General features: G+C 68.7%; 17 protein-coding genes and 1 pseudogene. 16 read left to right on the top strand and 2 right to left on the bottom strand.

Annotation, left to right across the window (positions count from 1 at the left end; translation table 11 throughout):
- Positions 1 to 110: 110 nt before the first annotated feature.
- From ftsZ to ACYVHG_RS02780, 8 genes and pseudogenes are all read left to right on the top strand, one after another.
- A pseudogene (gene ftsZ / locus ACYVHG_RS02815) lies at positions 111 to 1,122 on the top strand (cell division protein FtsZ); the annotation flags it as partial.
- 208 nt (positions 1,123 to 1,330) lie between these two features.
- On the top strand, positions 1,331 to 2,101 hold the full coding sequence (pgeF, locus tag ACYVHG_RS02810) for a peptidoglycan editing factor PgeF (protein WP_461165925.1): 771 nt from the start codon (positions 1,331 to 1,333) through the stop codon (positions 2,099 to 2,101).
- Positions 2,102 to 2,234: 133 nt separating this feature from the next.
- Complete coding sequence (locus ACYVHG_RS02805) at positions 2,235 to 2,912, top strand: cell division protein SepF (protein WP_461165924.1); 678 nt, start codon at positions 2,235 to 2,237, stop codon at positions 2,910 to 2,912.
- Between the two features lie 22 nt (positions 2,913 to 2,934).
- Positions 2,935 to 3,228, top strand: coding sequence for a YggT family protein (locus ACYVHG_RS02800; protein WP_461165923.1), 294 nt, complete (start codon positions 2,935 to 2,937; stop codon positions 3,226 to 3,228).
- A 155-nt stretch (positions 3,229 to 3,383) separates the two neighbouring features.
- Entirely contained in the window at positions 3,384 to 4,235 is an 852-nt protein-coding gene (gene wag31 / locus ACYVHG_RS02795; RefSeq protein ID WP_461165922.1) for a DivIVA-like cell division protein Wag31, read from the top strand.
- 30 nt (positions 4,236 to 4,265) lie between these two features.
- Positions 4,266 to 4,904 (top strand): hypothetical protein, encoded by a 639-nt coding sequence (locus tag ACYVHG_RS02790; protein ID WP_461165921.1) that lies wholly within the window; start codon positions 4,266 to 4,268, stop codon positions 4,902 to 4,904.
- 259 nt (positions 4,905 to 5,163) lie between these two features.
- On the top strand, positions 5,164 to 8,310 hold the full coding sequence (gene ileS / locus ACYVHG_RS02785) for an isoleucine--tRNA ligase (RefSeq protein ID WP_461166896.1): 3,147 nt from the start codon (positions 5,164 to 5,166) through the stop codon (positions 8,308 to 8,310).
- A gap of 86 nt (positions 8,311 to 8,396) precedes the next feature.
- Positions 8,397 to 9,767: a DNA polymerase IV gene (locus tag ACYVHG_RS02780; protein WP_461166895.1), complete on the top strand. Its 1,371-nt coding sequence runs from the start codon at positions 8,397 to 8,399 to the stop codon at positions 9,765 to 9,767.
- 12 nt (positions 9,768 to 9,779) lie between these two features.
- On the opposite strand, the gene ACYVHG_RS02775 is transcribed toward ACYVHG_RS02780, so the two are convergent.
- Positions 9,780 to 10,724 (bottom strand): asparaginase, encoded by a 945-nt coding sequence (locus tag ACYVHG_RS02775; RefSeq protein WP_461165920.1) that lies wholly within the window; start codon positions 10,722 to 10,724, stop codon positions 9,780 to 9,782.
- Positions 10,725 to 10,822: 98 nt separating this feature from the next.
- Here ACYVHG_RS02775 and ACYVHG_RS02770 point away from each other — a divergent pair, with 98 nt between their 5' ends.
- Positions 10,823 to 11,314, top strand: a complete 492-nt coding sequence (locus ACYVHG_RS02770) for a hypothetical protein (protein WP_461165919.1) — start codon at positions 10,823 to 10,825, stop codon at positions 11,312 to 11,314.
- 37 nt (positions 11,315 to 11,351) lie between these two features.
- On the opposite strand, the gene ACYVHG_RS02765 is transcribed toward ACYVHG_RS02770, so the two are convergent.
- The gene (locus ACYVHG_RS02765; protein WP_461165918.1) at positions 11,352 to 12,365 is read right to left on the bottom strand and encodes a hypothetical protein; all 1,014 of its coding nucleotides are present in this window, start codon (positions 12,363 to 12,365) and stop codon (positions 11,352 to 11,354) included.
- Here ACYVHG_RS02765 and lspA point away from each other — a divergent pair.
- From lspA to ACYVHG_RS02730, 7 genes are all read left to right on the top strand, one after another.
- Positions 12,364 to 12,933, top strand: coding sequence for a signal peptidase II (gene lspA, locus ACYVHG_RS02760; RefSeq protein ID WP_461165917.1), 570 nt, complete (start codon positions 12,364 to 12,366; stop codon positions 12,931 to 12,933). The two genes, ACYVHG_RS02765 and lspA, sit on opposite strands and share 2 nt — an antisense overlap.
- Entirely contained in the window at positions 12,926 to 13,852 is a 927-nt protein-coding gene (locus ACYVHG_RS02755; protein WP_461165916.1) for an RluA family pseudouridine synthase, read from the top strand. Before lspA ends, ACYVHG_RS02755 begins: the two co-directional genes overlap by 8 nt.
- Positions 13,849 to 14,502 carry a hypothetical protein gene (locus ACYVHG_RS02750; RefSeq protein WP_461165915.1) on the top strand — a complete coding sequence of 218 codons (654 nt, stop codon included), beginning with the start codon at positions 13,849 to 13,851 and terminating at the stop codon, positions 14,500 to 14,502. The genes ACYVHG_RS02755 and ACYVHG_RS02750 overlap by 4 nt, the downstream gene beginning before the upstream one ends.
- 25 nt (positions 14,503 to 14,527) lie before the next feature.
- On the top strand, positions 14,528 to 15,067 hold the full coding sequence (locus ACYVHG_RS02745) for a hypothetical protein (protein ID WP_461165914.1): 540 nt from the start codon (positions 14,528 to 14,530) through the stop codon (positions 15,065 to 15,067).
- A 98-nt stretch (positions 15,068 to 15,165) separates the two neighbouring features.
- On the top strand, positions 15,166 to 15,807 hold the full coding sequence (locus ACYVHG_RS02740; RefSeq protein ID WP_461165913.1) for a TetR/AcrR family transcriptional regulator: 642 nt from the start codon (positions 15,166 to 15,168) through the stop codon (positions 15,805 to 15,807).
- Positions 15,804 to 17,537: an ABC transporter ATP-binding protein gene (locus ACYVHG_RS02735; protein ID WP_461165912.1), complete on the top strand. Its 1,734-nt coding sequence runs from the start codon at positions 15,804 to 15,806 to the stop codon at positions 17,535 to 17,537. The genes ACYVHG_RS02740 and ACYVHG_RS02735 overlap by 4 nt, the downstream gene beginning before the upstream one ends.
- Positions 17,534 to 19,363 (top strand): ABC transporter ATP-binding protein, encoded by a 1,830-nt coding sequence (locus ACYVHG_RS02730; protein WP_461165911.1) that lies wholly within the window; start codon positions 17,534 to 17,536, stop codon positions 19,361 to 19,363. The genes ACYVHG_RS02735 and ACYVHG_RS02730 overlap by 4 nt, the downstream gene beginning before the upstream one ends.
- Positions 19,364 to 19,443 lie beyond the last annotated feature (80 nt).

Genomic DNA, 19,443 nt, shown 5'->3' with positions numbered 1-19,443 from the left:
GCTGCCTCTACCTTGGTTTCAGACCAACTACTTGACATAACTTTAAGCCTTTTGTTGAGGTTTAGGGTTGTTCCAGGGCAAGACTTCAATCCCAGGGGAGAAGGCGAAACATGACCGCCGCGCACAACTACCTCGCCGTAATCAAGGTCGTCGGCATCGGCGGTGGCGGCGTCAACGCCGTCAACCGGATGATCGAGCAGGGCCTCAAGGGCGTCGAGTTCATCGCCATCAACACCGACGCTCAGGCGCTGATCATGAGCGATGCCGATGTCAAACTCGACGTGGGCCGCGACTCGACCCGCGGTCTGGGGGCCGGCGCCGATCCCGAGGTGGGCCGCAAGGCCGCCGAGGACGCCAAGGACGAGATCGAAGAACTGCTCAAGGGTGCCGATATGGTCTTCGTCACCGCCGGTGAGGGCGGCGGCACCGGTACCGGCGGGGCGCCCGTGGTGGCCAGCATCGCCCGCAAGCTCGGTGCACTCACCGTGGGCGTGGTGACCCGCCCCTTCACCTTCGAGGGTGCCCGCCGCGGCAAGCAGGCCGAGCAGGGCATCACCTCGCTTCGCGAGTCCTGCGACACCCTGATCGTGATCCCGAACGACCGCCTGCTGCAGCTCGGCGACGTCAGCGTCTCGGCGCTGGACGCGTTCAAGAGCGCCGATGAGGTGCTGCTCAACGGCGTCCAGGGCATCACCGACCTGATCACCACTCCGGGCCTGATCAACGTCGACTTCGCGGACGTCAAGAGCGTCATGTCCGGTGCGGGCAGCGCCCTGATGGGGATCGGCAGCTCGCGCGGGGAGGGCCGGGCGCTCAAGGCCGCCGAGGCGGCGGTGAACTCGCCGCTGCTGGAGACCTCGATGGAGGGCGCGCACGGGGTGCTCATGTCCATCGCCGGTGGCAGTGATCTCGGACTGTTCGAGATCAACGAGGCCGCCTCGCTGGTGCAGGGCGCTTCGCACGAGGACGCCAACATCATCTTCGGCACCGTGATCGACGACAACCTCGGTGACGAGGTCCGGATCACCGTGATCGCCGCGGGCTTCGACGGTGGCGCCCCCGCACGCCGTCCGGTCACCCGGATCGGCGGCCAGCACGCCGCCGCCGAGCCGGTCGCCGTGGAGCCGGAGGAGCCGCAGCGGGGCAACCCCTTCGACTCCCGCCCGCCGCGCACGAACGACCCGTTCCCGGCCCGGTCGACGGTGCGCGAGTCCCGCTCCGAGGACGATTTCGATCTCGACGTCCCGTCGTTCCTGCAGAACCGTCGCTGACGACCGCTGCTCGACGTTCGCCCCCGGTTCGCCGGGGGCGTCCTCGGTAGGCTCGAACCATGACTGAACCGGCAACCGAATCCGTGGCCGCCCGGCGTATCCGGCGAGTGAGCACCACCCGTGCGGGCGGTGTCTCGAAGGCGCCGTACGAGAGTTTCAACCTGGGCGATCACGTCGGTGACGATCCCGCGGCGGTGGCCGCCAACCGCCTTCGCCTGGAGCGCGAGATCGGCGTGGCGCCGGGGCACGTGGTGTGGATGGAACAGATCCACAGCCGCACCGTCACCGTCGTCGACGGTCCGCGCTCGGAGCCGGTCGAGGCCACCGACGCGATCGTCACCGCCACGCCCGGACTCGCGCTCGCCGTGCTCACCGCGGACTGCGTGCCGATCCTGCTCTCCGACGACGAGGCCGGTGTCATCGCGGCGGTGCACGCCGGGCGCGTCGGGGCCCGGATCGGCATCGTTCCCGCGGTACTCGGCGTGATGGCCGAACTGGGCGCGCAGCCGCAGCGGATCGGGGCCTTCCTCGGGCCGGCCGCGAGCGGCGCCGAGTACGAGGTGCCCGCGGCGATGGCCGCCGATGTCGAGCAGCACCTGCCGGGCAGTCGCTGCCGCACCGCTCAGGGCACCGACGGACTCGATCTACGGGCCGGAATCCGGCGCCAGTTGCAGAGCCTCGGAGTGGCTGCGGTCGCTCAGGATCCGCGGTGCACCATCTCCGATCCGACGCTGTTCTCGCATCGTCGTGGTGCACCCACCGGTCGGCTCGCATCGGTGATCTGGATCGAGGAAAGCGATGCCGGAAATGGCGACCGCCCGCGGAAATGACATTCATGTGATTTCGGTTCGCCGCGCCCGCGTGTCGGAGTCACGATTCCCGGCCGCAGCGCACTAATCTCACTTCCATAACGACAGTCACAACCGTCACACCAGCCCATGCAGGCGCCGAGGAAGGGCAAAGATGAGCACTCTGCACAAGGTCAAGGCGTACTTCGGCATGGTTCCGCTGGACGCGTACGACGACCGCTACGTCGACGAGGGCGCGCCGCAGCCCCGAGGTCGTCGCAGCCTCGACGACGACTTCGACGACTACCGCTCGGACTACCGCGGTGAGCGCGGTTACGCCTATGACGGCCGCCGGGCGGACGATTTCGAGTACGCACCGTCCTACGACGACGCCTACGGCGCACCGCGCGGCTACGACGACGGATACGACCGCGGGTACCGCGAGAGCGCGCGTGCCGCCGAGTCCCGGCTGCCCCGGCTCGAGCCGCTGCGCGACAGCTCGCGCTCGGGCGCCCCGTCGACCCGTGGCGCTCTGGCGATGGACACCCGCGCCGACGTGCTGAGCCAGGAGAACCCGATGTCCCGCATCACCACCCTGCGTCCCACCTCCTACGAGGAGGCGCGCACGATCGGTGAGCGGTTCCGCGACGGCATCCCGGTGATCATGGACCTGACCGAGATGGACAACGCCGACGCCAAGCGCCTGGTGGACTTCGCGGCCGGCCTGACCTTCGCCCTGCACGGCTCCTTCGACCGGATCACCACCAAGGTCTTCATGCTCTCGACCTCGGATGTGGACGTCACCGCCGAGGATCGCGCGCGCATCGCCGAGACCGGCTTCTACAACCGCTGACGCTTCGGGCAGACTGGAAACCGTGCAAGCATTCTGGCTGGTCGTCTACATACTCCTATCGGTCTTCTGGTTCCTGTTGATCGTCCGCCTGGTGGTGGACTGGGTGAAGGTCTTCGCCCGGGACTGGATGCCCAGCGGCATCGTCGCGGTGCTGCTGGAGGCGGTCTACACCGTCACCGATCCACCGATCAAGGCGCTCCGAAAGGTCCTGCCTTCACCGACGATCGGGTCCATTCGTCTCGATCTGGCATTCATCGTGTTGTTCCTGTTGGTGGTAATCGGCCAGCAGATCGCAGCAGATCTCGCATCCGCGTGACGTGTCCGGTCAGTAGCAGATAATCGGACATTTCTCGCGTGATTGCCGGGTGATGCGGAACAAACGGGTCTGGTGTGACAGGATGTGCACCAGTTACAGTGTTGGCCCGAGTGACTTGAGATTTGTCGAGCAGCCGAATTGAGGGGAAACGACCTATGAAGCTGACACCCGCCGACGTGCGGAACGTCGCGTTCAGCAAGCCGCCGATCGGTAAGCGCGGCTACAACGAGGATGAGGTGGATCAGTTCCTCGATCTGGTTGAGACCGAGCTCGCTCGGCTGATCGACGAGAACAATGATCTGCAGCAGCGCAATGCCGAGCTCGAGCGTGAGCTCGGGGAGGCCCGTGCCGGTGGCTCGCAGCCGTCGGCCGACAGCACCGTCGCCTTCGCCGCATCGTCGGCCGGCGCGCAGAGTGCGCCGAGCGCTCCGAGCAAGGCGACCGCGCAGAGCGCGCCGCTCGCTGCCGCGGACACCGGCGCGGCACAGGCCGCTACCGAGGAGGCGCAGGTTCGCGCGGCCAAGGTGCTCGGCCTCGCACAGGAGACCGCCGATCGCCTGACCAACAACTCCCGGTCCGAGGCCGAGAAGCTGGTCTCGGACGCCCGCGCGCAGTCGGAGGCGATGGTCACCGACGCCCGCCAGAAGTCCGAGGCTATGGTCGCCGACGCCCGCCAGCGCTCCGATGCGCTGCTCGCGGACGCCCAGACCCGGTCGGAGAACCAGCTGCGCCAGGCGCAGGAGCGCTCCGATTCGCTGCAGGCCGAGGCCGAGCAGAAGCACACCGAGATCATGACCACGATCAACCAGCAGCGCACGGTGCTGGAGGGTCGGATCGAGCAGCTCAAGACGTACGAGCGCGAGTACCGCACGCGCCTGAAGACGTACCTCGAGGGCCAGCTCGAGGAGCTGCAGTCGCTGCGCAGCGCGGCTCCGGTCGATCACGGCCGTGGTGGCGACTTCAACGATCCCGGCAATGCGCCGGGTGGCAATAAGCAGTTCAAGTAGGTCATCAACCGGTAGAGGCGAGGCATAGACATGCTGCTAGCCGCTCTGGGGGCGACGGTCATCGGGTTCATCCTGCTGATCGTCGCCCTGATCACTGGGAATCTGTGGCTCGCCATCGCCTGTGTGGTGGTCTCGGTCGTGGGTGTGGTGCTCCTGCTCGGTGACGTGCTGACCTATCGGCGCGCCGAGCGTGACGAATCCGATGGCGAGGGGAGTTGGAGCCCCGGTACCGACGGTTCCGACCAGGACACCGAATCCGGGGCTGCTGCCGCCGCCGACCGCGGGGCGGGCCCCGCCGCCGCGGTAGCGGGAGGCTCGGTGGGGGCTGCCGCCGGGGCTTCCGCCGCCGGCGCCGCCCCGGCCTCCGGTGCCGCAGCGGAGCTCGACGATGCCGCCCGTGAGGCCGGCACCGTCGGGCACGAGGAGTTCGGGCGTCACGACGCCCCCGACGACGACGCCCGGCCCACCACGCAGTTCGCCCGCGGACCGCTCGGCGGGGAGTCCGGCTGGGATCACGAGACCCCCGCGGACACCGACGACGACTCCACCCGCGGACTGTTCGCACCGGGTGAGTACGACCCGGACATGACCGACCAGATCCCGCAGATCGAGGTCGACCGGGCGTGGGGCAGTCAGTGGACCGCCCCTGAGGATCCCGACAAGAAATAGCGCGCCGACAGCCGCTATCATCGAGACAGCACTGCGACGATCCGGCCATCACCGGGGAGCATCCGGAAGAACGGGCCGACGGCCCCAGTAGAACCGGACGGGACGGCCCGTCACAGCCGAGTTCGAAAGAGGCGCCGTTCGCGGCGCAAGCGGGGTGGTACCGCGGGATCCGGCGCAGCGCCGGTGATCGTCCCCGTGCTGGTTTCCGACGGCACGAGGAGTTCCCGTGAGCAGCAACCGCCCGTACCCCCGGGTCGACATGACCCGCGACCCGCAGAGCCCGGCGCGCACCGGGACACCCTCGTTCCCGGATCTCGAGGAACGGGTCCTGGCGTATTGGGCGGACAACGACACCTTCCGCAAGAGCATCGACAACCGTTCGCAGGCGGAGGAGTTCGTCTTCTACGACGGCCCTCCGTTCGCGAACGGATTGCCGCACTACGGTCACCTGCTCACCGGCTACGTCAAGGACCTGGTCCCGCGGTACCAGACGATGCGCGGAAAGAAGGTCGACCGGCGGTTCGGTTGGGACACTCACGGACTGCCCGCCGAACTCGAGGCCGAACGCCAACTGGGGATCAAGGACAAGTCCGAGATCGAAACCATGGGCGTTGAGAAGTTCAACGACTACTGCCGCAGTTCCGTGCTGCGTTACACCGAGGAATGGCGGCAGTACGTCACCCGGCAGGCCCGGTGGGTCGATTTCGTGGGCGACTACAAGACGCTCGACCTGGACTTCATGGAATCGGTCATGTGGGCGTTCAAGACCCTCTACGAGAAGGGCCTGATCTACCAGGGCTACCGGGTGCTGCCGTACTCCTGGTACGAGCAGACGCCGTTGTCGAACCAGGAGAGCAAGCTCGACGACGCCTACAAGATGCGGCAGGACCCGGCGGTCACCGTCGGTATGCCGCTGCGCACGGCGGGCACGGCACTGGAGGCGCTCGACGGTGTCGAGGCACTGATCTGGACCACCACGCCGTGGACCCTGCCGTCGAACCTGGCGATCGCCGTGCACCCGGACGTCGACTACGTGCACGTGGTGGGGGCGCAGGGCGCGCCCGCGGAGGGCCGGCACTACCTGCTGGCGCAGGCGCGGTTGGGCCAGTACGCGCGGGAGCTGGGTGCGGAGCCCGAGGTCCGGGGAACCTACAAGGGCAGCGAACTGGAGTTCGCGGCGTACGAGCCGCCCTTCGACTTCTTCGCCGGTCATCCGAAGGCGCACGTGGTGCTGTTGGCGGATTACGTGACCACCGATTCGGGTACCGGTGTGGTGCACCTGGCTCCGGCGTTCGGTGAGGAGGATATGGAGCTCGCCTCGGGCAAGTACGGCATCGAGGTGGTCCAGCCGCTGGATCCGGCCGGCCGGTTCACCTCCGCGGTGCCGGACTACGAGGGTCTCCAGGTATTCGATGCGAACCCGGTGATCGCCAAGGACCTCAAGGCCAAGGGCCGGTTGCTGCGGCACGAGACCATCGAGCACAGCTATCCGCACTCCTGGCGCAGCGGTCAGCCGCTGATCTACATGGCGGTGCCGTCGTGGTTCGTCGAGGTCACCAAGATCATCCCGCGCATGCTGGAACTCAACCAGGACATCACCTGGAACCCGGCGCACATCCGTGACGGTCAGTTCGGCAAGTGGGTCGAGGGCGCACGGGACTGGAACATCAGCCGCAACCGGTACTGGGGCGCGCCGATCCCGGTGTGGGTCTCCGACGATCCGGAGTTCCCGCGGGTGGACGTCTACGGCTCGCTGGACGAACTGGAGCGCGACTTCGGCGTGCGTCCGACCAACCTGCACCGCCCGTACATCGACGAGCTGACCCGGCCCAACCCGGACGATCCGAGCGGCAAGGCCGTCATGCGCCGGGTGCCGGAGGTCCTGGACTGCTGGTTCGAATCGGGATCGATGCCGTTCGCGCAGGTCCACTACCCGTTCGAGAACCGCGAGTGGTTCGACACCCACTTCCCGGGTGACTTCATCGTCGAGTACAACGGGCAGACCAAGGGCTGGTTCTACAACCTGCACGTGCTGGCCACGGCACTGTTCGACAGTGCCGCCTTCCGCACGGTCGCCGCGCACGGCATCGTGCTCGGTCACGACGGCCTGAAGATGTCGAAGTCCAAGCGGAACTACCCGGACGTCAACGAGGTCTTCAACCGCGACGGCTCGGACGCGATGCGCTGGTTCCTGATGGCCTCGCCGATCCTGCGCGGTGGCAACCTGGTGGTCACCGAGCAGGGCATCCGCGACGGTGTCCGGCAGACGCTGCTGCCGCTGTGGAACGCCTACAGCTTCCTGCAGCTCTACGCGGATCGCCCGGCTACCCGGCGCACCGATTCCACGGACGTGCTGGACCGGTACATCCTGGCGAAGCTGGCGCAGACCCGGGACGCGATGACGGCGGCGCTGGACACCTGCAGCATCGCCGATGCCTGCGAGGAGCTGAGGCTGTTCGTGGACGCGCTCACCAACTGGTACGTGCGACGGTCACGGGCCCGGTTCTGGGGCGGCCAGGGCGAGCCGGAGAACGACGCCGCCTTCGACACCCTGTACACGGTGCTCGAGACCACCTGCCGGCTGGCTGCACCGTTGCTCCCGATGGCCACCGAGGCCATGTGGCGCGGACTGACCGGAGGCGAGTCGGTGCACCTCACCGATTGGCCCGGCGAGGGTGAACTGCCCGCCGATCCGGAGCTGGTCGCGGCGATGGACGAGGTCCGGGACGTGTGCTCGGTGGCGTCGTCGGTGCGGAAGGCGAACAAGCTGCGGGTGCGCCTGCCGTTGCACACGCTCACCGTCGCCGGGCCGGGCGCGGCGAAGCTCGCGCCGTTCGTGTCGATCATCGCCGACGAGGTGAACGTCCGCGACGTGCAGGTCTCGCCCGACGCCGATCAGTACGGCCGGGTCGAGATCGCTGTGAACGCCCGCGCCGCGGGCCCGCGCCTGGGTAAGGACGTGCAGACCGTGATCAAGGCGGTCAAGGCCGGTGACTACACGGTGGCCGACGGTGTGGTGAGCGCAGCCGGCATCGAGCTGCAGGACGGTGAGTTCAGCCGCAAGCTGGTGGCGGCCGCGCCGGATTCGACGGCCGAACTGCCCGACGGTGCCGGTCTGGTGGTCCTGGATCTGACGGTCGACGCCGAGTTGGAGGCCGAGGGCTGGGCCAAGGACCGCATCCGTGAACTGCAGGAAGCGAGGCGCACGGCGGGCTTGGACGTGAGCGACCGGATCGCGCTGGTGCTCGACGTCCCGGAGAGCGATCAGCCCGCCGCGCAGCAGCACCGGGACCTGATCGCGGGTGAGGTGCTGGCGACCTCGCTGGAGTTCGCGTCGCTCGATCCTGCGGCAGCGGACACCGTGGACATCGGCGACGGTGCCCGCGCTCGACTCGCCCGGGCCTGACCGGTGCCGGTGCTTCGGCTGATGGTGCGATTCGTGGTCTGACGGTGGCTGACGACCGCAGTCACCGCTGGGTGCTGCACTTCGACATGGACGCCTTCTTCGCGTCCTGCGAACAGCTGACCCGGCCCACCCTGCGGGGCCGTCCGGTGCTCGTCGGAGGCCTCGGTGGGCGTGGCGTGGTGGCGGGTGCCTCGTACGAGGCTCGGGCCTACGGGGCACGTTCGGCGATGCCGATGCACCAGGCCCGGCGCCTGGTCGGTGCCGCCGCGGTGGTGCTGCCGCCCCGCGGCGCGCTGTACGGCACCGTCAGCCGGCGGGTCTTCGGTGCCGTGCGGGAGTTGATCCCGGTGGTCGAGACGCTGTCCTTCGATGAGGCCTTCGGCGAGCCGGTCGAACTGGCCGGGGCGCCCACCGATGAGGTGGTGGCCTTCGCCCAGCGGCTGCGGGCTCGGATCCGGGCGGAAACGGGGCTGGTGGCCTCGGTCGGGGCCGGAGCGGGCAAACAGGCGGCGAAGATCGCCTCCGCGCTGGCCAAGCCGGACGGGGTGCACGTCATCCCGCCGGCACAGCAGCAGGCCCTGCTGCATCCGCTGCCGGTGCGCCGACTGTGGGGGATCGGTCCGGTGGCGGGGGAGCGTTTGTCGCGCTTGGGCATCGAGACCATCGGGCAGTTCGCGGCGATGAGCGAGGTGGAGGTGGTCTCGGTGCTGGGGGCCACCGTGGGGCCGGCGCTGCACCGGTTGGCGCGGGGTGAGGACAACCGCCCGATCGAGACGCGGACCGGGGCGAAGTCGATCAGCGCCGAGCACACGCTGGAGACCGACGTGACCACGATGGCGGCGTTGCGGCGGGAGATCGACCGCAGTGCCGAGCACGCGCTGCGGCGGTTGCGCCGGGACGGGCGCGGCGCGCGCACCGTCGTCCTGAAACTCAAGCGCTCGGACATGTCGGTCCTCACCCGCTCGGCGACCCTGCCGTCCGCGACGACCGACGCTGCGACGCTCACCGCGACCGCGCAGCGGCTCGCTCTCGATCCGATGGAGATCGGAGCTTTGCGCCTGGTGGGGGTGGGTTTCTCGGGTCTGAGCGGGATCGAGCAGTTCACCCTGTTCGGGGAGGAGCCCACGCGGGTGTCCGGGGATTCCGGTGTCACGGACGCCGGTCCGGAAGCCGGTGCGGACACCGGCGGTGCAGGTGATACCGGACAGGCGGGCGGTCTCGGGGACGTGGAGGCTGGCGCGCCGTGGCGGCCGGGCATGGATGTGCGGCATCCGGAGTTCGGGCACGGTTGGGTCCAGGGCGCCGGACACGGCGTACTCAGCGTGCGTTTCGAGACCCGCACCAGCGGCCCGGGACGGATGCGGAGTTTCCGCGCCGACGATCCGGACCTCCGTGAAGCCGACCCGCTCGACTCCCTGGACTGGCCGCCCGAACACCTGCGGTTCGACGACGACTGAGACCGCAGCCGGTCATCTCCCCAGGTAGGCGGCGATCCAGCGACGGTCCACCCCGGCCGCGAGCAAGGCGAGCAGAACGATCCGCGCCTGGCCGGGCCGCAGCCGTCGCGAGAGCACGGCGCCGGCGGCCACCAGGTCCGCCGCTCCGCTGCCGCCGCCGTAGGCCGCATCCACCGGCCCGGCTGGGATCCGGCTCGAGATCACCACGATCACTCCTGCGGTCAGCGCTCGTCGGACCGCGTCGGCCATGGCCGCGGTGGTGTTGCCGCTACCGGTACCCATGAGCACGATTCCCCGGGCGCCGGCCGCGACCGCGGCGTCGAGCAGGGCACCGTCGGCCCCTGGATACGAGGCGACGATGTCCACCCGCACCCCGGAGACCGGAACCGGTTTCCCCATCAGTCTGTGCGGTGCGGTCCCGCCGAGTTCGTTCACCGGCAGCCCCCCGGAGAACGGCTGTTGAGCGCTGGTGGAGACCTTCGTGAGCCCGCGTACCGTCTGTACGGTCCCGGCGAACGACACCAGCACCCCCAGGCCGCGGTGCACCGGATCGGCGGCGGCGGCGATCGCCGCGGCGAGATTCACCGGCCCGTCGGCGTCCGGCGAATCCGCCGGGTGCTGCGCGCCGGTGAACACCACCGGCCGCGGATCGGCGTGCGAGAGGTCCACTAACAGGGAGGTCTCCTCCATGGTGTCTGTGCCGTGTGTCACGACCACACCCGCGACGTCGGGGGACCGCAACGCACAGCCCACCGCGTCCCGGATCGCATCGAGCTGTTCCAGGGTCAGTGCGGACGAGTCGGCGGAGACCACGTCCTGCACCGTCACCGTCACTCCTGCAACAGATCCGGCGGATTCGACCAGCTCGCTCCCGGTGTCCGAGGCGACGGCGGCCCCGGACTCGTCGTGGCGGCTGGCGATGGTGCCGCCCGTGGCGAGCACGATCACTTCAGGCATGGATGCAGCATCGCACGCCCCGTGCGGCAACCGGCCGGGTGGACTGTCGTTTGGCATAGTGGAGTCGACATGTTGAGAGGACGGATGGAGGTGACGCAATGCCCGCACCCGCACGAGTGGTGCCGCTCGTCGCCTTCGTAGCGCTCCTGGCCACCGGCTGCGGTGCGGACGACTCCGGGGTGCGCACCAACGCTCCGTCCACGGCGCAGGTCACCGAGGCCCCATCGACCAGTGCGGACCGGGCGCCGTCGGCGCAGCAGCTCGAGGAGATGCTGATCCGCGCTGTGAGTCCGAACGTCCCGCTCGACGACAAGATCATGCTGGTGCAGGGCGCCGGTCCCGCCGATGCGCCGCTGTTCGGCGAACTGGTCAAGCTCCGCCAGGACAATCCGAAGGTCAGCTGGCACATCGGCACTCCGGTGCTGGAACAGCCGGGGCTCGCCAAGGCGCAGTTCTCGGTGCTGATGGACGGCACCAACCAGCTCGCCTACGCCACGCTGGTCTTCGACGGTGACCGGTGGAAGCTGCAACGTTCCTACGCCTGTCAGATGATCACGCAGGTCGGCCGCAGTTCACCCTCCTGCCCGTGAGGCACGTCGCCGGGCCGCAGAGTGCCGGCCGTCGGGGTCAGGACTGTTTCGGACCGAACTTGTAGACGCTGCCCGTGCGCTGGGTGAGCTTCTTCGCGGCGTCGTCGCCGATCAGCGTTCGGCCGCCTTCGAGCTGCACACCGCCCTGGCCGAAGGCCAGCGCCGGATCCATGTCGAGGGTGCCGCGCCCGGCGGAGGTGAAACTCTCGATCGTGAGTTGCTGCTCGCTGCCCGGCACACGGAACACCGAGTCGTCGGGCGACTCGTCCACGTTCGCCTGCAATTGCGGTGCGTCCAGGGAGCCCGCCAGGGTGACCTGCATGGTCTGCGTCAACGTACTGTCGGCGCGGATGTTGCGGGTGACCGACCATTTCGCGCCGATCGCCACCGGCTCTGCGGGCATCGGGACCAGTCGCAGGAAGGTCTGCAACAGGGCCTGCTCGAATGTGGACTGCGCCTCGGACGAGATGCCCTGCGGCGCGGCGATCCGGAACGAGCGCACTTCACCGGTCGGCGCCAGCCGCACCCGTCCGACGGTGCCGGCCTCGGGTTCGAGCGCCTTCGTCATGGTGGCGTCGGTCGACGTGGGAGCGCGGAAGTAGAGAACCACATCCAGTGGATCGGCGCACGTCGGCTGCGCCGTGAAAGCGAGCGTGACGTCCCGGTTGCCGCCCGAGGGCTGCTCGCCGGTCACCTGCGAGACCTGCAGGCTGTTGGTGAACAGGCTGTATTCGCCGATCGCGGTGGGGCGCAGTGCCAGGGTCCGTCGCGGCCCCGCCCCGGGGGAGTCCAGTGTGACCGTCGCCTGCGGCACGTCGACGGTGACCGCGCCGTCGGCCGGCTCCGGAGCCTGTTGCGCGCACCCGGCGGTCGGCGGTGGAGCGGTCACGGAGCGGTTCGCCGACCCCGTCGCGGCCGAGGAGCCCGACGGCGCGGAGGCTCCGTCACCGTCGCCGCACCCCGATGCGACGAGACCGAACGCCACGAGGGCCGGAACCAGCTGCAACCGCCTGCCATGCACAGTGCCACCGTAGTGGATGATGGAGACCATGGATTCTCCCGTGACCGCCCGGCCGAACTGGTATCGGAACCCTCGTATCCTGTTGGCGGCGGTCGCGGTCGTGGTGCTCGGGATCGACCTCGCCGCGAAGACGACCGCGGTCAACACCATGACCTACGGCGAGAAGATCCCCGTCCTGGGCCCGTTCAGCCTGATCTTCGTCAAGAACCCGGGTGCCGCGTTCTCCATGGCCACCGGCTACACCTGGGTGCTCACCGTGATCGCCCTACTTGTGGTCGCGTGGATCGTGCGGATGGGATCGCGGCTGACGTCCGTCCCGTGGGCGATCGGTCTCGGGCTGGTGCTCGGCGGCGCGCTGGGCAACCTGGCCGACCGCATCTTCCGGACGCCCGGGGTCTTCCGGGGGCACGTCGTGGACTTCCTCTCGATCGGGGACTGGTTCCCGGTCTTCAACACCGCCGACTGTGCGATCAGCGTGGCCGCGGTACTGCTCGTCGGGCTGACCCTGTTCGGCAAGGATCCGTACGAGGGATTCGGGCAGAAGAAGGCGGCGTCCTCCGATACGGCGGGTGCCGACAAGGAGGCCACCGATGCGTGAATCACGCACCATGCCCGTTCCCGACGGGCTCGACGGGCTACGGGTCGACGCCGGGGTGGCACGTCTGCTCGGGCTGTCCCGCACCGTCGTCTCCGATCTCGCGGGGGAGGGCTCGGTGACGCTCGACGGTGTCGCGGTGGGCAAGTCCGACAAGCTGCGGGCCGGTGCTCTGCTGGACGTGACCCTGCCCGAGCCCGAGCGGCCCCTGGAGATCGTGGCCGAGCCGGTGCCGGGTATGAACATCATCTACTCCGACGATGACATCGTCGTGGTGGACAAGCCGGTCGGTGTCGCCGCGCACGCCTCGGTCGGCTGGACCGGGCCGACGGTGATCGGCGGCCTGGCGGCAGCCGGTTTCCGGATCTCCACGTCCGGTGCACCCGAGCGGCAGGGGATCGTGCACCGATTGGACGTCGGCACCTCCGGGGTCATGGCGGTCGCGGTCTCCGAGCGGGCGTACACCGTGCTCAAGCGAGCGTTCAAGCAGCGCACCGTCGACAAGCGGTACCACGCACTGGTGCAGGGCCATCCGGACCCGATGTCCGGCACCATCGACGCCCCGATCGGCCGGCATCGCAGTTCCGATTGGAAGTTCGCGGTCACCAAGGACGGTAAGCCGTCCATCACGCACTACGACACGATCGAGGCGTTCCAGGCGGCGACACTGCTGGATGTGCATCTCGAGACCGGTCGCACGCACCAGATCCGGGTGCATTTCGCGGCGCTGCACCACCCCTGCTGCGGGGATCAGACCTACGGTTCCGATCCGGTGCTGGGCAAGAGGCTCGGCCTGGACCGTCAGTGGCTGCACGCCCGTACCCTGGGCTTCACGCATCCCACGAAGGGGGAGTACGTGGAGTTCACCTCGCCCTACCCCGACGACCTGCAGCACGCTCTGGACGTCCTGCGGGATCAGTGAGCCGCACCCTCGCCGGCTGGGCGGCGCTGGTGGTAGCGGCGCTGACGCTCGCGTACTGGCTCGGATCGGCCACCCCGGCGAAGACGGTGCGACCCTCCGACGACAGGCTCGGCCCGCAGTCCGGTGAGCCGGTCGGCGAGTACCTCGATCAGGCGCGTCGATCGTTGGCCGGGGCGCCCTCCGGTGAATACCGGTGGGCGCTGGTCTCAGCCGAGCAGGAGTGGACGCCTGCGCAGGTGTGGGATCGGCTCGGATCCCTGGACCGGATAGGTCGAGTGCTTCTGCGGGTGCCGATCGACGGGGTCGCGACACCGACGGTGACCGTCGCTCCCGGGCAGAGCGCCGCGGGCGTGGCAGCGGCCGGTGAGTTGGCGGCGCTCGCTGCTGCCGGGCTCGTGGCACCCGGGCCGCGAGGCGAGGCGATCGCCCGGGTGACGGCCTCGCGCCTGCGAGCGGGGGTGCCGGCCGTGGTCGGAGTGGTCGTTCGAGGCGAGGGCGAGGCGCTGCGAGCGGTGGCGGGACGGCCCGGCGTGCGGGCGGTGCAGGTCCTCCCGCACGACGGCTCCCGCTTCGGTCTCTCGCCGCTGTTCCCGTCCCATGAGGTCGCCGTCGAGCCCGGGCCGGACGACCGCCCGGTCCCGACTTCGTAAAGTCTCGCCTGGCTATCGTGAACACATGACTTCGGGAGTGCGGCGTGGCATCGGAACCGTGCTGTTGGCGTCAGTCCTGTTCGGCACCACGGCGTGCATTCAGGAACAGCCGACGATGCGCGCAGCCGACCTTCAAGAGGTGCGGAGTATGACCGAGGCGTGGACCGGAGTCCCCTTACCGGAGCAGATGACTCTGGTCGCGGGGAGTTACCTCTCGGCGTTCCTCGACCCTTCTGTCTCCGCGACCTTCGATGCGCGATCCTCGGACGTCGATCGGTTCGTCGATGGCCTTGGAACACGTGTACAGCGGGAGTACGCCCCGGATTGTTCCGATCTGTCGAACCCGGTTCGGTTCTCGGGTGCGGGCTCCGCAGTGCCAGGAGAGGTTGTCATCGAGTTCGGCTGGGCCGAGTACCTGGCTTCGCTCGTCAAGCAGGGGAGCATTGAACGATGTCGCAACGTCGTCGTCGTCCACGCCAGCCCGAGAGGTGTCCAGGTCGAAATGAGTATCCAGGCTGGGCCGACCGGGTCGAGTCGGGTGATCCTGTCCGTCGTGACGACCTGAGTCTCCGGCCAAAGGCTCAATCCGCGCAGATCGGACAGGGTTTCGCCGACTGAGAAATACAGTTGTGAGTGGGCACTCACAACTGTACTGTCGGCCCCGTGCCCGCGGCTGACGAATACCGGCCCCGCGCGCCGCACCTACCTCCCGAGGAGCGCCGTGCGGCGCTGATCGCCGCCACCCGCGATGCGCTGCTCGCCCACGGCACGGTCCCCACGACCAAACAGATCGCCGCCGCAGCGGGTGTCGCCGAGGGAACCATCTTCCGCGTCTTCGACTCCAAGGATGCGCTGCTCGACGCAGTGATGCGCGACTGCTTCGCCCTGGACGAGCTGCTCGATGCGATCGGCACCATCGATCCGCACCTGCCGCTGCGGCAGCGGCTCTACCGGTGCGCCGAACTGATGCAGGCGCGGCTGAACCGGATCTTCGGCCTGATGGGGGCGCTCGGTCTGCTCGCCCCGCCCAATGACCCGGACGCCCGCCGGCGTGCCGAGGCCGGAGCGCCTGCTCTGGTCGACCGCCTGCGATCGGTGATCGGCCGTGATGCCGACCAGCTCCGCGTCCCGCCCGAGGAAGCCGCTCATCTGCTGCGTCTTCTCACCTTCTCCGGTAGTCACCCCCGGATCAGCCAGGGGCAGGTCCTACCGCCGCACCGCATCGTCGACGTCCTGCTCGACGGCATCGCCGCCCCAGCCGCCCCGTCCAGCCCGCCCGCACGTCGAGAGGGAACAGCCCCGTGAACCTCCTGCGACTGATCGCCGCCCACCTTCGCCCCTATAGACCCTGGCTGATCGCCGTCGCCCTGTTCCAATTGATCAGCGTGATCGCCAACCTGGTGCTACCGAGCGTCAACGCCAAGATCATCGACCAGGGCGTCACTCCCGGAGACACCGGCTACATCGCCCGGATGGGCGCGGTCATGCTGGCGATCACCCTGGTCCAGGTCGCAGCAGCCGCCGGTGCCACGTACTTCGCCGCGGGCAGTGCCGCCGCTTTCGGGCGTGACACCCGGCGGTCACTGTTCGACACCGTCAGCCGGTTCTCCGGCCGGGAGGTCTCGCACTTCGGCGCCGCCTCGCTGATCACCCGCACCACCAACGACGTGCAACAGGTGCAGCTATTGGTCCTGATGTCACTGTCGATGATGATCCAGGCGCCGTTCATGGCGGTCGGTGGCGTCTTCATGGCGATCCGCGAGGAGGCGGGCCTGGCTTGGCTGATGGTGGTCGCAGTCCCCGTCCTCGGGGCGGTGCTGGGTGTGGTCATCGCGAAGATGATCCCCGGATTCCGCACCGTCCAGTCCCGGCTCGACGCGGTGAACCGGGTGCTGCGCGAACAACTCACCGGAGTGCGAGTGGTCCGTGCCTTCGTCCGCGAGCCCGTCGAGCGGGAGCGCTTCGACGGCGTCAACACCGAACTCACTGACGCATCCGTCCGGGTGATGCGGTTGATGGCCATCATGTTCCCCTGGGTGATGCTGGTGCTCAACCTCTCGACCGTTGCGGTCTGGTGGTTCGGTGCGCACCTGATCGCCGACGGTTCCGCGCAGATCGGCTCGGTCACCGCCTACATGCAGTACATGATGCAGATCCTCATGGCGGTGATGATGGCGACGTTCATGGTGATGATGGTTCCGCGAGCGTCGGTCGCCGCCGACCGCATCTCCGACGTCCTCACCACCGCGTCCACCGTCCAACCGCCGGAGCGTCCGAATCCGCTCCCGGCGATCACCGGCGCGGTCGAACTCGACCGGGTCAGCATGTGCTATCCGGGCGCGGAGCAACCGGTACTGCGCGAAGTGAATCTCACCGCCGGGCCGGGGGAGACGATCGCGATCATCGGTTCCACCGGCTCCGGCAAGACCACCCTGATCAATCTGCTGGCGAGGCTGTTCGACGCCACCGGTGGGCGGATCCGCTACGACGGCGTGGACGTGCGTGAACTGAACTCGGACGCGCTGTGGGGCCACGTCGGGCTGGTCCCGCAGCGGGCTTACCTGTTCAGCGGTACCGTCGCCGACAACCTCCGCTTCGGAGACCCGGACGCCACCGACGAACACCTGCACGAGGCGTTGCGGATCGCCCAGGCGGCGGATTTCGTCGCCGATCTGGGCGGCCTCGACGCGCCGATCGCTCAGGGCGGCACCAACGTCTCCGGTGGCCAGCGTCAGCGACTCGCGATCGCCCGCGCGCTGGTCGCCAGGCCCGCGATCTACCTGTTCGACGACAGCTTCTCGGCGCTCGACCTACAGACCGATGCCGCTCTGCGCTCCGCGCTGGCGCCGTACACCCGTGAGTCGACCGTCTTCATCGTGGGGCAACGCATCTCCACGATCGCCGGAGCGGATCAGATCCTGGTGCTCGAGGACGGGGCGGTGGTCGGCCAGGGAACCCATTCCGAACTCCTCGCCGACTGTCCGACGTATCAGGAGATCGCGCGCAGTCAGGGCGCGGCGGGGGCCGTCGCGTGACCGGGCCGGGAGCGCGTGCCGCCGCGGCCGCCAACGCAGGGGCGCCCAACCAGAAGGCGATGACGTTCTGGCCGTCCCTGGGCAGACTCCTGGGCCTGCTTCGGGTCCAGCGGCTGACGGTGACGGTGGCGGTGCTGTTGTCCATCGGCTCGGTCACCGCCGCGGTGATCGCGCCCCGGGTGATCGGCCGCGCCGTGGACGCGGTCTACGACGGATTCCGATCCCAGATCCAGCACGGTCCGGGGATCGACTTCGGACGGGTCGGCACCATCCTGACCTGGGTCATCGTCTTGTTCGTCGCCAGTGCCGCGTTGCAGTACCTGCAGGGGTACCTGCTCAACGGGGCGGTCCAGAAGGTGATGTACCGCCTGCGCCGCGAGGTGGAGGGCAAGCTCCACCGGTTGCCGCTGAGCTACTTCGATGGACAACCCCGCGGTGAACTGCTCTCCCGCGTGACCAACGACATCGACAATCTCGGCCAGTCCCTGACCCAGGCACTCGGCCAGCTGATGGTCTCGCTGCTCACCGTGATCGGTGTCCTGATCATGATGCTGGTGGTCTCGCCCCTCCTCACCGCCGTCGCGGTGATCGTGATCCCCCTGATCGTCATCCTCGCGGGCCAGATCATGAACCGCAGTCAGAAGCACTTCGTCGCTCAATGGAAGTCCACCGGTGCGCTCAACGCGCAGGTCGAGGAAGCGTTCACCGGGCACGACCTGGTGACCGTCTACGGTCGCGGTGACGCCCTCCGGGAACGGTTCGCCACCGAGAACGATGCGCTGATGACCGCGAGCCGTCAGGCCCAGTTCCTGTCCGGGCTGGTGATGCCGATCAGCATGTTCGTGGGGAATCTGCAGTACATCGCGGTGTGCGTGGTGGGCGGCCTGCGAGTGACCGCCGGCGCGATGAGTCTCGGCGATGTGATCGCCTTCATCCAGTACTCGCGGCAGTTCACCCAGCCGGTCACCCAGATCGCGTCGATGGTCAACATGCTGCAGTCCGGCGTCGCCTCCGCGGAGCGGATCTTCGCCGTTCTCGACGCGGAGGAACAGGTCCCGGACCTACCCGCGGCGCTGCCGGACCCGACCGCGGGCCGCGTCGCCTTCGAGGACGTGAGTTTCGGTTACCGGCCCGGGGAACCGCTGATCGAGGGCCTGAACCTGATCGCCGAGCCCGGGCGCACCGTCGCCGTGGTCGGGCACACCGGCGCCGGTAAGACCACCCTGGTCAACCTCGTCATGCGGTTCTACGAGCTCTCCGGCGGCCGGATCACCATCGACGGGGTGGACATCGCGCGGGTGCAGCGCGCGGACCTGCGTCGCCGGATGGGCATGGTGCTGCAGGACACCTGGCTGTTCGAGGGCACCATCTACGACAACATCCGCTACGGCCGGCTCGACGCGACCGAGGACGAGGTCCACGCCGCCGCTGAGGCCGCCTTCGTGGACCGGTTCGTGCACTCCCTGCCGGACGGCTACGACACCGTCCTCGACGACGAATCCGGCAGCGTGTCGGCGGGGGAGCGGCAGCTGATCACCATCGCGCGGGCGTTCCTCGCCGAACCCGCGATCCTGATCCTCGACGAGGCCACCAGTTCGGTCGACACCCGTACCGAACTGTTGCTGCAGCGGGCGATGTCCGCGCTCCGTGCCGATCGCACGAGTTTCGTGATCGCGCACCGGCTCTCGACGATTCGCGATGCGGATGTGATCGTGGTGATGGACCGGGGTCGGATCGTCGAGCAGGGATCGCACGATCGGTTGCTCGCATCCGGCGGGCATTACGCGCAGCTGTACCGGGCCCAGTTCGAGGGGGTGGAGATCTGACCGCGGTCCGTGCGCATCGCTCGTCGTCGCCGGTACCTGGGGCTGCGGGCGTTAGGCTGGGTCGGACTCGATTCGACGAT

The sequence above is a fragment of the Tsukamurella serpentis genome (genome assembly GCF_054780975.1).
The sequence above is the reverse complement of the archived record's forward strand: the minus strand, read 5'-3'. Positions and strand labels throughout refer to the sequence as shown.

Excerpts from the sequence above, each read along its gene's own strand:
- wag31 (WP_461165922.1), top strand. The coding sequence starts at position 3,384 with ATGAAGCTGACACCCGCCGACGTGCGGAACGTCGCGTTCAGCAAGCCG.
- lspA (WP_461165917.1), top strand. The coding sequence starts at position 12,364 with ATGGATTCTCCCGTGACCGCCCGGCCGAACTGGTATCGGAACCCTCGT.
- ACYVHG_RS02755 (WP_461165916.1), top strand. The coding sequence starts at position 12,926 with ATGCGTGAATCACGCACCATGCCCGTTCCCGACGGGCTCGACGGGCTA.
- ileS (WP_461166896.1), top strand. The coding sequence starts at position 5,164 with ATGACCCGCGACCCGCAGAGCCCGGCGCGCACCGGGACACCCTCGTTC.
- ACYVHG_RS02775 (WP_461165920.1), bottom strand. The coding sequence starts at position 10,724 with ATGCCTGAAGTGATCGTGCTCGCCACGGGCGGCACCATCGCCAGCCGC.
- ACYVHG_RS02805 (WP_461165924.1), top strand. The coding sequence starts at position 2,235 with ATGAGCACTCTGCACAAGGTCAAGGCGTACTTCGGCATGGTTCCGCTG.
- pgeF (WP_461165925.1), top strand. The coding sequence starts at position 1,331 with ATGACTGAACCGGCAACCGAATCCGTGGCCGCCCGGCGTATCCGGCGA.
- ACYVHG_RS02765 (WP_461165918.1), bottom strand. The coding sequence starts at position 12,365 with ATGGTCTCCATCATCCACTACGGTGGCACTGTGCATGGCAGGCGGTTG.
- ACYVHG_RS02770 (WP_461165919.1), top strand. The coding sequence starts at position 10,823 with ATGCCCGCACCCGCACGAGTGGTGCCGCTCGTCGCCTTCGTAGCGCTC.
- ACYVHG_RS02745 (WP_461165914.1), top strand. The coding sequence starts at position 14,528 with ATGACTTCGGGAGTGCGGCGTGGCATCGGAACCGTGCTGTTGGCGTCA.
- ACYVHG_RS02790 (WP_461165921.1), top strand. The coding sequence starts at position 4,266 with ATGCTGCTAGCCGCTCTGGGGGCGACGGTCATCGGGTTCATCCTGCTG.
- ACYVHG_RS02780 (WP_461166895.1), top strand. The coding sequence starts at position 8,397 with ATGGACGCCTTCTTCGCGTCCTGCGAACAGCTGACCCGGCCCACCCTG.